This is a genomic window from Nocardiopsis prasina DSM 43845 (genome assembly GCF_000341265.1).
In the GTDB taxonomy this organism is placed as follows: Bacteria; Actinomycetota; Actinomycetes; order Streptosporangiales; family Streptosporangiaceae; genus Nocardiopsis; species Nocardiopsis prasina.
Genome location: NZ_ANAE01000200.1, coordinates 1 through 13605, shown reverse-complemented (window position 1 = coordinate 13605; position 13605 = coordinate 1). Strand labels below are relative to the sequence as shown.

Below are 13605 nucleotides of genomic sequence, written 5' to 3'. Positions count from 1 at the left end.
CGCCCGGGGGCCCCCCCGCCGCTCCTGGTCGCCGGAGCCGGGGACACCGTCGCCGAGGGTGCCGCCGGGCTCGCTGAGCGCTGCGGCGGGTCGTTCGTGGAGATCCCGGGTCGCGAGCACGCCAACGCCGTCTCCTCACGTGTCTTCAAGCAGGCCGTGGTGGAGTTCCTCCAGGACTGAACCCGCGCCCGCCAAGTGGATCAGGCCGGTCTAGACCGGATGGGGCCGAACAGGGCGAGGTCACCACAGGTGAAGGTCACGACACGGGCGGTCGCAAAGCCGGATTCATCGAGAGAACAGGAGGTCAAAAACGGCGATTAGGCCGAAGGTTGCCCCGATCCGGTGTGCTCTTGGTAACTTCCCGGTAAGGCCCCGTGTCACTCTGCTCTCGCCTTCATAACAACTACGGCCGTGGGTTAGATGTACATTCGGCCAGCGGATATCGTCCGGCTGCAGAACTCAGGTCGGTCCCGCGCGGAATGCGGTCCGCTGAGAGGGCGAAGGGGAGACTTTCAAGTGAAGCGCAGCAACGCAGCCAAGTTCGCAGCGGTCGCCGCCGCGGGCGTGCTGGCACTCACCGCGTGCGACAACGCGGCCGACGACGGTGCCAGCGGCGGAGGCGACGGCGAGACCTCCTCCGACGTCAAGGTCGGCCTGGCCTACGACGTCGGAGGCCGCGGTGACCGCTCCTTCAACGACTCCGCCTACCGCGGCCTCGAGCAGGCCGCCGAGGAGCTGGGCGTGGAGACCAACGACTTCGAGCCCGCCGACGGCGAGGCCGAGTCCGCCAAGGAGGAGCGCCTGGCCACCATGGCCGAGGAGGGCTACGACGTCATCATCGCCGTGGGCTTCGCCTACGACGCCGCCGTCCAGGCCGTCGCCCCCGAGTACCCGGAGGTCGACTTCGCGATCGTCGACTCCGAGATCGAGGAGATCGACAACGTCACCAGCCTCGTCTTCGCCGAGGAGCAGGCCTCCTTCCTCGCCGGTGCCGCCGCCGCCCTGACCACCGACGAGGACCACGTCGGCTTCATCGGCGGTGTCGAGACCCCGCTGATCCGCAAGTTCGAGGCGGGTTACGTCGCGGGCGTCGCGCACGTCAACGAGGACATCGAGGTGGAGATCAACTACCTCAGCCAGCCGCCGGACTTCGCCGGGTTCAACGACCCCGCCCAGGGCCGTGAGGCCGCCCAGGCCCAGTACGACCGCGGCGCGGACGTCATCTACCACGCCGCCGGCGCCTCGGGCAACGGCATCCTCCAGTCCGCCGTCGACAACGAGTTCACCTTCATCGGCGTCGACAGCGACCAGTACGAGAACGCCGAGGAGGAGCAGAAGCCGTACGTGCTGACCTCCGCCATCAAGCAGGTCGACGTCTCGGTCTTCGAGTTCATCCGCTCCGCCACTGAGGGCGACGTCGAGGCCGGGATCAAGCGCTTCGACCTCAGCGAGGGCGGCGTGGACTACACGCTGACCAACGAAGAGGCCATCGAGCCCGTCCAGGACCAGCTCGACGAGCTCAAGCAGCAGATCATCGACGGTGAGATCGAGGTTCCCAGCCAGCCGTAACGGCGCTGGGACACTCCACGGAGCGGGCACCGGGCCCGCGCCGTGACCCGAACGAACACGGAGCCGGAGGGGCCAGCCCCCTTCGGCTCCGCCCGGTAGCCGCACCGCGACGAAGGCGTCCCGGCCGTGGCCGATCCCAGGCCCGTCCGCGCCCCGCCGCACATTCCCACAGAGGAGTCTGATGAGCAGCACGCCATCGGGCGGCGGGTCGAACGAACCCGCCGCCGTTGAGCTGCGCGGGATCACCAAGCGTTTTCCCGGCGTCGTGGCCAACCACGACATCGACATCACCGTGGCTCCCGGTACCGTGCACGCCATCGTCGGCGAGAACGGAGCGGGCAAGTCCACGCTGATGAAGACCCTGTACGGCATGCACCGGCCGGACGAGGGCACCATCCACATCCGTGGCCGGGAGGTGCGCTTCCACTCGCCCTCCGACGCCATCAAGCACGGCATCGGCATGGTCCACCAGCACTTCATGCTGGCGGACAACCTCACCGTGCTGGAGAACGTGGTCCTGGGCGCCGAGCGCAGGCACGGCATCGGCCGCAAGGCGCGCGCCCGCATCCAGGAGCTGTCCGCCCAGTACGGGCTCGGCGTCGACCCCGACCGCCTCATGGAGGACCTGGGCGTCGGCGACCGCCAGCGCGTGGAGATCCTCAAGGTGCTCTACCGGGGCGCCCAGACGATCATCCTGGACGAGCCCACCGCCGTGCTGGTGCCGCAGGAGGTCGAGGAGCTCTTCGACAACCTGCGCGTGCTCAAGCGTGAGGGCCTCACCGTCATCTTCATCTCGCACAAGCTCGACGAGGTCCTGTCGGTCGCGGACGAGATCACCGTCATCCGGCGCGGCACCACGGTGGCCACCGCCGACCCGCGCACCACCTCGGCCCGCCAGCTGGCCACGCTCATGGTCGGCGGGGAACTGCCCGTCCCCGAGCTGCGCGAGTCCACCGTCACCGACAAGGTCGTGCTCGCCCTGTCCGGGGTCACCGTGCTCTCCTCCGAGGGCCGACCGGTGGTCGACGACGTCACCCTGGACATCCGCGAGGGCGAGATCGTCGGCATCGCCGGGGTCGAGGGCAACGGCCAGTCCGAGCTCATCGAGGCCATCATGGGGATGCGCCGGGCCAGTTCCGGCACCATCACCCTCGAAGAGCGCGACATCACCGAGTGGTCCACGCTGAGCATCCGCGAGGCCGGTGTCGGCTACATCCCCGAGGACCGCCACCGGCACGGCATCCTGCTGGAGTCCCCGCTCTGGGAGAACCGCATCCTCGGCCACCAGACCCGGGAACCCAGCGTCAACGGTGCCTGGATCAACCGGTCCGGTGCCCGCGCCGACTCCGAGCGCATCGTCGGCGAGTACGACGTGCGCACCCCCAACATCGACGTCATCGCCGACGCGCTGTCCGGGGGCAACCAGCAGAAGTTCATCATCGGCCGGGAGATGAGCGGGGACCCTCGATTCCTGGTCGCCGCACACCCGACCCGAGGCGTGGACGTGGGCGCGCAGTCGGCTATCTGGGAGCAGCTGCGCGAGGCGCGCGCCGCCGGGCTGGCCGTGCTGCTCATCTCCGCCGACCTCGACGAGCTCATCGGCATGTCCGACACACTCCACGTCATCCTGCGCGGCCGCCTGGTCGCGGAGGCCGACCCCACCAGCGTCACCCCCGAACAGCTCGGATCCGCCATGACCGGCGCCGGACTGGACGGCTCGGACGCGCACACGGAAGGTGACAGCGGTGCTGAGGGCGCCCATCGTAACGAGAGCGAGGGCGGCGCATGACTGACAGCGGACGCCGCACCGTCGCGGCACCGATCGTGATCCTCCTCGCCGTCCTCATGGGCGGTCTGGTCACCGTCGTGCTGGACCTGTTCCTCCTGTGGTGGGCCGCGCTCATCGTCGGAGTGACCCTCGCCTTCGTCCTCGTGGCCGTGCTCGCCCCGATGACCCCCGACCGGGGCCGGGTGGGCGCCGACGGCACCAAGGAGGAGGGCACACCCCTCCACAACGTCCTCGTCCTCCCGATGGCCCTGGTGCTGTCGGTCGTGGGCGGCCTGGTCGCCGGGTGGATGCTGGACCTCTCGCTGATCGAGCCCGTCGCGGCCGCCTCGGGCGCGGTGATCGGCTCGCTGCTGGCGTTCGTGCTCTTCCACCGCCTCGCGGCGATGATGGCGCTGTCCTTCGCCGCCGTCCTGACGGCGGGCGTGATCGCGATCGGCGTCACCGCCGCCGTCCTGTACTTCAGCGGTATCGCCCCGCTGCCCACCTTCGAGCGGATGCTGGAGTACGGCACCCGGCCCAACAGCCTGGTGCAGATCATCAACGACAGCACCACCTACTACCTGGCCGCCGTAGCCGTGGCGATCGGCTTCAAGATGAAGCTGTTCAACATCGGTGTGGACGGTCAGTACCGGCTCGCGGCCCTGCTGGCCGCCGCCGTCGGCGGGTACCTGGTGCTGCCCCCGGTGCTCAGCCAGTTCGTGGTCATCCTCACCGCCGTGGCCGTGGGCGGCCTGTGGGCGGGCATCGCGGGCTACCTCAAGGTCGCCCGGGGCGTGTCCGAGGTGATCTCCACGATCATGCTCAACGCGATCGCCACCGGGATCACCGCCTACCTGCTGACCGAGGGCCGCCTCGCGGTCGAGATCAGCACCAACAACATCGGCACCCCGCCCATCCCCGAGTCGGGCTGGGTCCCGGGCATCCCGGCGACCTTCCTCGGCTCGGACCGGGAGGTCTACGGTCTGATCCTGCTGTCCGTCGCTGTGGGCATCGGGTACTGGATCATGCTCAACCGCACGCGGTTCGGCTTCGAGCTGCGGGCCACCGGCCAGTCGCAGACGGCGGCCGAGGCCAGCGGAGTGAACGTCAAGAAGATGGTCTTCCTGTCCATGCTCTTCTCGGGCATGGTCGCCGGTCTGGTGGGTCTGCCGCAGTTGCTCGGCAACTCCCACTACTACGCGCTGGACTTCCCGACGGGGATCGGCTTCATCGGCATCGCGATCGCGCTGCTGGGCCGCAACCACCCCGTGGGCATCGTCTTCGCCTCCCTGTTCTGGGCCTTCCTGACCCAGGCGGCGGGCATCCTGCCCTTCGACGGCATCCCGCAGGAGATCGCCGTCATCGCGCAGGCCACCATCGTCCTCACGGTCGTCGTGGTCTACGAGGTCGTGCACCGCTGGGGCCGCCGCTACCAGCAGCAGCAGATCGGCAGGCAGCTCGGCCGTACGACCGAGTCCACCCCGGAGCCCGCGGCCGTGTCCGACGGCGGCGCCTCCGACGGAGCCGTCACCGAGGACACCGACGGCACCGACGACAAGCGCGGCGGGGAGGCACAGTGAGCCAGGAACTCAACGTGATGGAGCCGGTGACCCAGCGGTCCCGGCCCCGGGGGTGGGCGCGCTGGCGCGTCCTCACCCTGCTGATGGCGGTCTTCGTATCGCTGGCGGGTCTGCGCGTCATCACCGGTCAGGACATGCTGACCGACGCGGGCACCGTCCGCACCACGCTGACCTTCGCGGTCCCGATCGGTCTGGCTGCCCTCGGCGGTCTGTGGGCCGAGCGCGCGGGCATCATCAACATCGGCCTCGAGGGCATGATGATCTTCGGGACGTGGTTCGGCGCGTACTTCGCGTGGAGCTTCAACGACCCGTGGATCGGCCTGCTGGCCGGAACCCTGGGCGGCATGCTCGGCGGCCTGATCCACGCGGTGGCCACCGTGACCTTCGCGGTGGACCACATCGTGTCCGGTGTGGCGATCAACATCCTCGCCCTGGGCGCCATGCGCTACCTGTCGATCCTGGTCTACTCCGACATCCCCGGCGCGGGTGCGGCCCAGTCCCCGTCGGCGCCGTCGTTCCCGACCCTGAACCTGCCGTGGCTGCCGGAGGCGCTCGCCCCGGTCGCCCAGAGCGGCATCTTCCTGGTCAGCGACCTGGCCGCGCTGGTCATCGGCCTCACCACCCGGATGTCCGCGCTGACCCTCATCGCCATCCTGCTGGTCCCGATCAGCTACCTGGTGCTGTGGAAGACCACCTTCGGCCTGCGGCTGCGCTCGGTGGGTGAGAACCCCGACGCCGCCGAGTCCCTCGGTGTGCCGGTGTACACGCTCAAGTACGTCGCCGTGGTCATCTCCGGCGGTCTGGCCGGTATGGGCGGCGTGTTCCTCGCGATCGTCGCCTCCCAGATCTACCAGGAGGGGCAGACCGGCGGCCGCGGGGACATCGGTCTGGCCGCGATGATCTTCGGCAACTGGCGGCCGGGCGGCCTGGCGATGGGCGCGACCCTGTTCGGCTACACCGACGCGCTCCAGCTGCGCGGCGGCGGCGCGGCCATCCACGCGCTGCTGCTGCTCCTGGCCGTGGTCCTGCTCGTGGTGGCCGTGTGGCAGGTGCGCAAGGACCGCAAGGGCATCGCCGTGGCGGGTTTCCTCGCCGCGATCGTCCTGCTCTTCTGGTACTTCAGCACCGACTCGCTGCCGCGTGAGCTGGCGACCTACAGCCCGCACATCGCCACGCTGCTGGTGCTCTCGCTGGCCTCGCAACGGCTGCGCGCACCCGCCGGGATCGGAAAACAGTGGAGGGCGAGCAGGTCATGACCGACACCGCAGTGGACTGGGAGGCCCTCCGGGAGACCGCCCGGGAGGCCATGGGCCGCGCCTACGCGCCCTACTCGAACTACCCGGTGGGGGCGGCGGCGCTGGTCGACGACGGCCGGGTGGTGAGCGGCTGCAACGTGGAGAACGCCTCCTACGGTGTGGGCCTGTGCGCCGAATGCGGTCTGGTCAGCGCCCTGCACGCCTCCGGCGGCGGTCGGCTGGTCGCCTTCGCCTGCGTGGACGGTCGGGGCCTGGCCCTGATGCCGTGCGGGCGCTGCCGTCAGCTCCTGTACGAACACGGCGGGCCGGACCTGCTGGTGGACACGCCGGAGGGCATCCTGCCCATGGAGCGCGTGCTGCCCCAGGCCTTCGGACCGCACAACCTCGCCTGACGGGCGGAGCACCATCGGTCGTCTCCCCGGTCGCCGGTCCACGGCGGCCGGGGAGAGGTCGTTTCGCACCACCTCTTCACGACGGAAGGAACATGACATGGACGTCATCGAGATCATCCGGGCCAAGCGCGACGGGGGACGGCTCTCCCCGGAGCAGATCGACTGGGTGATCGGGGCCTACACCCGTGGTGAGGTGGCCGAGGAGCAGATGGCGGCGCTGGCGATGGCGATCTTCCTGCGCGGCATGGACCGCGCGGAGGTGAGCCGCTGGACCGAGGCCATGCTCTCCTCCGGCGACCGGCTGGACTTCACCGACCTGGCCAGGCCCACCACGGACAAGCACTCCACCGGGGGTGTGGGAGACAAGATCACCCTTCCGCTCACCCCCACCGTGGCGGCCTGCGGGGCGGCCGTCCCGCAGCTGTCCGGGCGCGGACTCGGGCACACCGGCGGCACCCTCGACAAGCTGGAGTCGATCCCCGGGTGGCGGGCCTCGCTGTCCACTCAGGAGATGCGGGAGGTCATCACCGATACCGGCGGGGTGATCTGCGCGGCAGGGAGCGGGCTCGCCCCGGCTGACCGCGAGCTGTACGCGCTGCGCGACGTCACCGGCACGGTGGAGTCCATCCCGCTGATCGCCGCCTCCATCATGAGCAAGAAGCTCGCGGAGGGCACGAGCGCCCTGGTCCTGGACGTCAAGGTGGGGTCGGGCGCGTTCATGAAGGACGCCGACTCCGCCCGCGAGCTGGCCCGCACCATGGTGGACATCGGCAACGACCACGGAGTGCGCACGGTGGCGCTGCTCACCGACATGGCCACGCCCCTGGGCCGCCAGGTCGGCAACGCGCTGGAGGTCGCGGAGTCGGTGGAGGTGCTCTCCGGGGGCGGCCCCGCCGACGTCGTCGAACTCACCGTGGCGCTGGCCCGCGAGATGCTGGCAGCGGCCGGGATGACGCCCGGTGAGAAGGGTGTGAAGGACCCGGCCGAGGCGCTGCGCGACGGCAGCGCGCTGGAGTCGTGGAAGGCGCTGGTGCGCGCCCAGGGCGGCGACCCGGACGCGCCGCTGCCCGTGGCGGCCGAACGCCGCACCGTGCTGGCCCCGGCCACCGGTGTGGTCACGCGGCTGGACGCCTACCAGGTGGGTCTGGCCGCCTGGCGTCTGGGCGCCGGTCGGGCCCGCAAGGAGGACGACGTCTCCTTCGGCGCCGGGGTCACCCTGCACGCCAAGCCGGGAGAGGCGGTCGCGGCGGGCGAACCCCTGTTCACCCTGCACGCGGACGAGCCCGAACGCTTCGACCGCGCCGCCGAGGCGCTTGAGGGCGCCTTCGACATCGGCGGCGCGGCCGAGCGGAAGCCGGGCCCGCTGGTCATCGACCGGGTCTCCTGACCCGGTGTTCCCCGGAGCGGGATGACCCCTGCTAGTTGGGCATGGGGGGCATCATCTGCTGCGGGGCGGCGTCCGGCACCAGCAGGAACGCGGCGGCGGCGACGAGGACGAACAGGAAACCGACCACGGTCGTCGCCGTGGCGGTCCAGCGCGCCCACGGGCTGCTGCCCCGGTTGAGCAGGGCCAGCGCCAGGGTCGAGGCGAGCACGGTGAGCAGGGACACCGCTCCGCCCATCCACAGCTGGGCCTCGATCGAGCGGACCTGCCCGGCGTCGATGGGCTGGCCTCCGAGCATGATCATGCTGGTGAGGAGCTCCAGCAGCTGGCCGGAGAAGATGGTGACCGCGAGCAGGGCAAGGCCCACGATGCTGAGGGTCTCGGTGGAGAAGGCGCCGCCGGGTCGGGGCTCGGCCTCGGTGACCTCGAACTCGTGTTCGTGGTCGTGACCGGCCTCCTCATCGGCGAGGCCGTCCTCCGCGGAGTCTGCGGCATCCGTCGCGCCGGAGTTCTGGGCGGGGTACCCCGGCTCGAACTTCGGCTGCGGCGAGCCCTCGCCGGAGCTCGTGGTGTTCTCGGGCTTGTCGTTGTCTTCCGGTGCGGTACTCACGCGGCCAACGTACCCGCGCATCGGGATAAGCGGGACCTAAGAATCACCTGCTCAGGCCAGGGATACCGCCAATTTCCAGTCAGGCGGCGGGCGCGGGGGCGGTCAGCAGCACGTACGACAGCACGGTCAGGACGACGAGCAGGATCCCGACCAGCACGGTGCCGGCTGCCAGGTGGCGGACCCACGGGTGGGTCTCGGGACCCGACCGGAACAGGGCCACCGCCGAGCACAGGACGGCCAGTGCCGAGAACAGTCCGGCGCCGGTGAGTTCGCCCTGGACCGCCGCTCCGAGGGTGCCCTCGGCTCCGATCAGGGTCTGCGTGTTGAAGATCCCGACCAGCTGGGTGGACAGCAGGGTGGTGGCCAGCATGATGAGCCCGGCCACGCTGAAGGTCCCGGCGCCGAACAGGGAGTCGCGGTGCGGGGCGGGCTGACCCTGGAGGAAGGCCTCGGAGGCGGGTGAGGGCTCCGGGGTCGCGGAGGTCTCGGGTGTCTCGGGGGACTCCGTGGTGGGGGAGGTCTCGGGCGTCTCGGGGGACTCCGAGGCCTCGTCGGGGGTACTGGGGGACGCGGTGTCTTCTGAGGAGGTACTCACGCGCGCCAAAATACCCCTCGTCTGTCCCGATTCGCGGCCCCGTAACCGGTCGACTGCGGCCGGTTCCGGCCATTTCACCCGAGGGTGCCGTTCAGGGGAAAAACAATCACGGGTGCTTGTTCTTTTCTGTGTCCGGTGTCACCCTCTTTCCCATGACCGCTACAGCAGCTCCCCCTCTGCGGATCGGGAACGCCTCCGGCTTCTACGGCGACCGCCTCGCGGCCGTCCACGAGATGCTCACCGAAGGCCCCGTCGACGTGCTCACCGGCGACTACCTGGCCGAACTCACGATGGCCATCCTCGGTCGGGACCAGCTGGCCGACCCGAGCCGGGGCTACGCGCGCACCTTTCTGCGGCAGATGCGCGAGTGCCTGGCCACCGTCATGGAACGCCGGGTCCGCGTGGTCACCAACGCGGGCGGCCTCAACCCACGGGGGCTGGCCGACCGCCTCACCGAGCTCGCCGACGGCCTCGGCTTCGAGCCCCGCATCGCCTGCGTCACCGGTGACGACCTGCTGCACCGAGCCGAGGAACTCCACCTGGGCACCCCCCTCACCGCCAACGCCTACCTGGGCGCCTTCGGCATCGCCCGGTGCCTGGACGCGGGGGCCGACATCGTCGTCACCGGGCGCGTCACCGACGCCTCACTGACGGTCGGCCCCGCCGTCTCCCACTTCGGCTGGGCCCGGGACGACCTCGACGCCCTCGCCGGGGCCACCGTCGCCGGACACGTGATCGAGTGCGGGACCCAGGCCACCGGCGGGAACTACGCCCTGCCGCGCGAACTCGCCGGACACGACCTGGACCACCCCGGGTTCCCGATCGCCGAGATCGCCGCCGACGGCACCTCGGTCATCACCAAACAGCCCGGCTCCGGCGGCGCGGTCACCGCGGGCACCGTCACCGCGCAACTCGTCTACGAGATCCGCGGCGCCCGCTACCCCGGCCCCGACGTCACCACCCGCTTGGACACCGTGCGGCTCCACCAGGAGACGCGGGACCGGGTGCGGATCAGCGGAGCCACCGGGGAGGACCCGCCACCGGACCTCAAGGTCGGCCTCACCGGCATCAGCGGCTTCCGCAACGAGGTCGAGTTCCTCGTCACCGGCCTGGACGCCGAGGACAAGGCGGCCCTCGCCGAACGCCAGATGCGCGCCGCCCTGGCCCACCGGGGCCCCGCCGACCTTCGGTTCGAGTTCGTCCCCGCCCTCGACCCCCACGGCGACACCCAGGACGACGCCACCGCGCGCCTGCGCGTGGTCGCCCGTGACCACGACCCCGCCGTCATCGGCCGCCGCTTCGGCGCCGCGGCCGTGGAGCTGGCGCTCTCCAGCTACGCCGGGTTCCACATCACCGCGCCGCCCCGCGACGCCCGACCGGACGGGGTCACCGTCACCCACGCGCTGGTCCCAGCCGCCGAGGTCGAGCACACCGTCATCACCCCCGAAGGCGAACGCGAGCAGGTACCGCACACCGTTCGCACCAGGGAGCTCACGGAGGTTCCCGAACCCCCGCTCCCCGCGCCCCCTCCCGACGAACCCACCAGGCTGGCCCCCCTCGGCCTGGTCCTGGGCGCGCGCAGCGGCGACAAGGGAGCCGACGCCAACGTGGGCGTGTGGGCCCCCTCGGACGAGGCCTGGCGCTGGCTGGCGCACCCCCTCACCGCCGACACGCTGCGCGAGCTGCTGCCGGAGACCGCCGACCTCCGGGTCACCCGCCACCTGCTCCCCGGCCTGCGGGCCGCCAACTTCTGGATCGAGGGGATACTCGCGCCGGGCACCGCCCGCCGCGAGGGACTGGACCCCCAGGCCAAGGGGCTCGGTGAGTGGCTGCGCGCCCGCCGCCTCCCCGTCCCCGAGTCGCTGCTGTCCGAGACCCCGCTGCCCGAGGAGGGCCCGTGAGCGTTCTGACCTCCCGACTCGACACCCGGGGCCCGGCCTACGCCGAGGCGCGGGACACCATGCTCGCCAAGCTGGCCGAGCTCGACACCGAACACGCGAAGGCGCTGGCCGGGGGCGGCGAACGCTACGTGGAGCGGCACCGCGCCAGGGGAGGTCTGCTGGCCCGGGAACGGATCGAACTCCTCCTGGACGAGGGCAGCCCCTTCCTCGAACTGTCCCCCCTGGCCGCGTGGGGCAGCGACTTCCACGTGGGCGCCAGCGTGGTCACCGGGGTGGGCGTGGTCTCGGGCGTGGAGTGCGTGATCGTCGCCAACGACCCCACCGTGCGCGGCGGCTCCAGCAATCCCTGGAGCCTGCGCAAGTCCCAGCGGGCCGGGGAGGTCGCCGAGCGCAACCGGATGCCCATGATCAGTCTCGTGGAGTCGGGCGGCGCCGACCTGCCCACCCAGAAGGAGATCTTCATCCCCGGCGGCGGCACCTTCCGCCACCTCACCCGGCTCTCCGCCGCGGGAATCCCCACCATCGCCCTGGTCTTCGGCAACTCCACGGCCGGAGGCGCCTACGTCCCGGGCATGAGCGACCACGTGGTCATGGTCCGGGACCGGTCCAAGGTCTTTCTCGGCGGACCACCGCTGGTCAAGGCCGCCACCGGGGAGGAGAGCGACGACGAGTCCCTGGGCGGCGCGCGCATGCACGCCGAGGTCTCCGGGCTCGCCGACCACCTGGCCGAGGACGAGCACGACGCGATCCGCGTCGGCCGCCGTATCGTGGCCCGCCTCAACCACACCAAGGCCGGTCCCGCCCCCGTCCGCGGGGTACGCGAACCCCTGTTGCCCGCTGAGGAACTCCTGGGGATCATGCCGCCCGACCTCAAGGTCCCGGTGGACCCGCGCGAGGTGATCGCGCGCGTGGTGGACGGCTCGGAGTTCGACGAGTTCAAACCCTCGTACGGCCCCGGCCTGGTCACCGGCTGGGCCACCCTGCACGGGTACCCGGTCGGACTCCTGGCCAACGACAACGGCGTGCTGTTCAGCGCCGAGTCGCAGAAGGCCACCCAGTTCATCCAACTCGCCAACCGGTCGAACACACCGCTGGTGTTCCTGCACAACACCACCGGCTACATGGTGGGCGCGGAGTACGAGCAGGGCGGGATCATCAAGCACGGCTCGATGATGATCAACGCCGTCTCCAACAGCACCGTCCCGCACTTCTCGGTGCTCATCGGCGCCTCCTACGGCGCCGGGCACTACGGAATGTGCGGACGCGCCTACGATCCCCGCTTCCTCTTCTCCTGGCCCAGCGCCCGCTCCGCCGTCATGGGCCCCAAACAGCTGGCCGAGGTCGTCTCGATCGTCTCGCGCGCCTCGGCCGCCAAGAAGGGCCAGCCCTACGACGACGACCAGGACGCGGCCATGCGCGAGCTGGTGGAGAACCAGATCGAGGCCGAGTCCCTGCCGATGTTCCTGTCCGGCCGGGTCTACGACGACGGCGTCATCGACCCCCGCGACACCCGCACCGTCCTCGGGCTGTGCCTGTCCTTCGCCAGCAACGCACCGGTACGCGGCACCGACCGCTTCGGTGTCTTCCGAATGTGAGAAGGGGAAGGCCCATGACCCCCACAAGCCACACCGCCCACGCCCGTCCCATCAGCACGCTGCTCGTTGCCAACCGGGGCGAGATCGCCCGCCGGGTCATCCGCACCTGCCGGACCCTGGGAGTGGCCACCGTCGCCGTGCACGCCCCCGGCGAGGAGGACGCCGCCCACGTGCGCGAGGCCGACACCGCCGTGCGCCTGTCCGTCCCCGAGGGGCGCGGTCCCGTCGACGCCTACCTCGACCCCGACGCGCTCGTGGCCGCCGCGCGGACCGCCGGAGCCGACGCCGTCCACCCCGGGTACGGCTTCCTCTCCGAGAACGCCGACTTCGCGCGCGCGGTCACCGGCGCCGGACTCACCTGGGTCGGACCCTCCGCCGAGGCCGTCGAGCAGATGGGGTCCAAGACCCTCGCCAAGAAGATCGCCCGCGACGCCGGGGTGCCGGTCGCGGACGCCCTCGACCCCGCCGCCGTGCGCGCCGAACACCTGCCCGTCCTGGTCAAGGCGGTGTCCGGGGGAGGCGGACGCGGCATGCGCGTGGTCCGCGACCTCGGCTCCCTCGCGGACGAGGCCGAGACCGCGCGCGCCGAGGCGGCCTCCGCGTTCGGGGACCCGGCGGTGTTCTGTGAGCCCTACGTGGAGCGCGGCCGCCACGTGGAGGTGCAGATCCTCGCCGACCACCACGGCACGGTCTGGGCACTGGGCGAACGCGACTGCTCGGCCCAGCGCCGCCACCAGAAGGTGCTGGAGGAGGCGCCCGCCCCGGGGCTGCCCGAGGAGGTCCGCCAGCGGCTGCACCGGGCTGCCCGCGACCTCGCCGCCGTGATCGGCTACACGGGGGCCGGAACGGCCGAGTTCCTGGTCCCGGTCACGGACGCGGGCCTGGGGGAGCCGGTCTTCCTGGAGATGAACACCCGCCTCCAGGTGGAGCACCCCGTCACCGAGTGCGTCACCGG

Annotated in this window: 11 protein-coding genes and 1 pseudogene; 10 read left to right on the top strand and 2 right to left on the bottom strand. The window is 71.2% G+C overall.

Annotated features, from left to right (window positions below; all coding sequences use genetic code 11):
* The 7 genes and pseudogenes from D452_RS0124385 to D452_RS0124355 form a co-directional block, all read left to right on the top strand.
* Positions 1-180 (top strand): annotated as a pseudogene (locus D452_RS0124385) (alpha/beta fold hydrolase); the annotation flags it as partial.
* Positions 181-516: 336 nt separating this feature from the next.
* Positions 517-1569: a BMP family lipoprotein gene (locus D452_RS0124380; RefSeq protein ID WP_017546754.1), complete on the top strand. Its 1053-nt coding sequence runs from the start codon at positions 517-519 to the stop codon at positions 1567-1569.
* A gap of 181 nt (positions 1570-1750) precedes the next feature.
* Entirely contained in the window at positions 1751-3358 is a 1608-nt protein-coding gene (locus D452_RS0124375; RefSeq protein ID WP_017546753.1) for an ABC transporter ATP-binding protein, read from the top strand.
* Positions 3355-4917 carry an ABC transporter permease gene (locus D452_RS0124370; RefSeq protein WP_017546752.1) on the top strand — a complete coding sequence of 521 codons (1563 nt, stop codon included), beginning with the start codon at positions 3355-3357 and terminating at the stop codon, positions 4915-4917. The genes D452_RS0124375 and D452_RS0124370 overlap by 4 nt, the downstream gene beginning before the upstream one ends.
* A complete protein-coding gene (locus tag D452_RS0124365; RefSeq protein WP_017546751.1) occupies positions 4914-6173 on the top strand; it encodes an ABC transporter permease in 1260 nt (419 codons plus the stop codon). The genes D452_RS0124370 and D452_RS0124365 overlap by 4 nt, the downstream gene beginning before the upstream one ends.
* A complete protein-coding gene (locus D452_RS0124360; RefSeq protein WP_017546750.1) occupies positions 6152-6565 on the top strand; it encodes a cytidine deaminase in 414 nt (137 codons plus the stop codon). The genes D452_RS0124365 and D452_RS0124360 overlap by 22 nt, the downstream gene beginning before the upstream one ends.
* Positions 6566-6662: 97 nt before the next feature.
* Complete coding sequence (locus D452_RS0124355) at positions 6663-7952, top strand: thymidine phosphorylase (RefSeq protein WP_017546749.1); 1290 nt, start codon at positions 6663-6665, stop codon at positions 7950-7952.
* A 31-nt stretch (positions 7953-7983) separates the two neighbouring features.
* On the opposite strand, the gene D452_RS0124350 is transcribed toward D452_RS0124355, so the two are convergent.
* A complete protein-coding gene (locus D452_RS0124350; RefSeq protein ID WP_017546748.1) occupies positions 7984-8559 on the bottom strand; it encodes a hypothetical protein in 576 nt (191 codons plus the stop codon).
* Positions 8560-8638: 79 nt separating this feature from the next.
* Positions 8639-9154, bottom strand: coding sequence for a hypothetical protein (locus D452_RS0124345; protein ID WP_026129645.1), 516 nt, complete (start codon positions 9152-9154; stop codon positions 8639-8641).
* A gap of 152 nt (positions 9155-9306) precedes the next feature.
* Between D452_RS0124345 and D452_RS0124340 the strand changes: the two genes are divergently transcribed.
* The 3 genes from D452_RS0124340 to D452_RS0124330 form a co-directional block, all read left to right on the top strand.
* On the top strand, positions 9307-11055 hold the full coding sequence (locus D452_RS0124340; RefSeq protein ID WP_051061364.1) for an acyclic terpene utilization AtuA family protein: 1749 nt from the start codon (positions 9307-9309) through the stop codon (positions 11053-11055).
* Positions 11052-12650, top strand: coding sequence for an acyl-CoA carboxylase subunit beta (locus tag D452_RS0124335; protein ID WP_017546746.1), 1599 nt, complete (start codon positions 11052-11054; stop codon positions 12648-12650). The genes D452_RS0124340 and D452_RS0124335 overlap by 4 nt, the downstream gene beginning before the upstream one ends.
* Before the next feature lie 14 nt (positions 12651-12664).
* On the top strand, positions 12665-13605 hold a 941-nt coding region (locus D452_RS0124330; protein WP_017546745.1), incomplete at its 3' end, for an ATP-binding protein.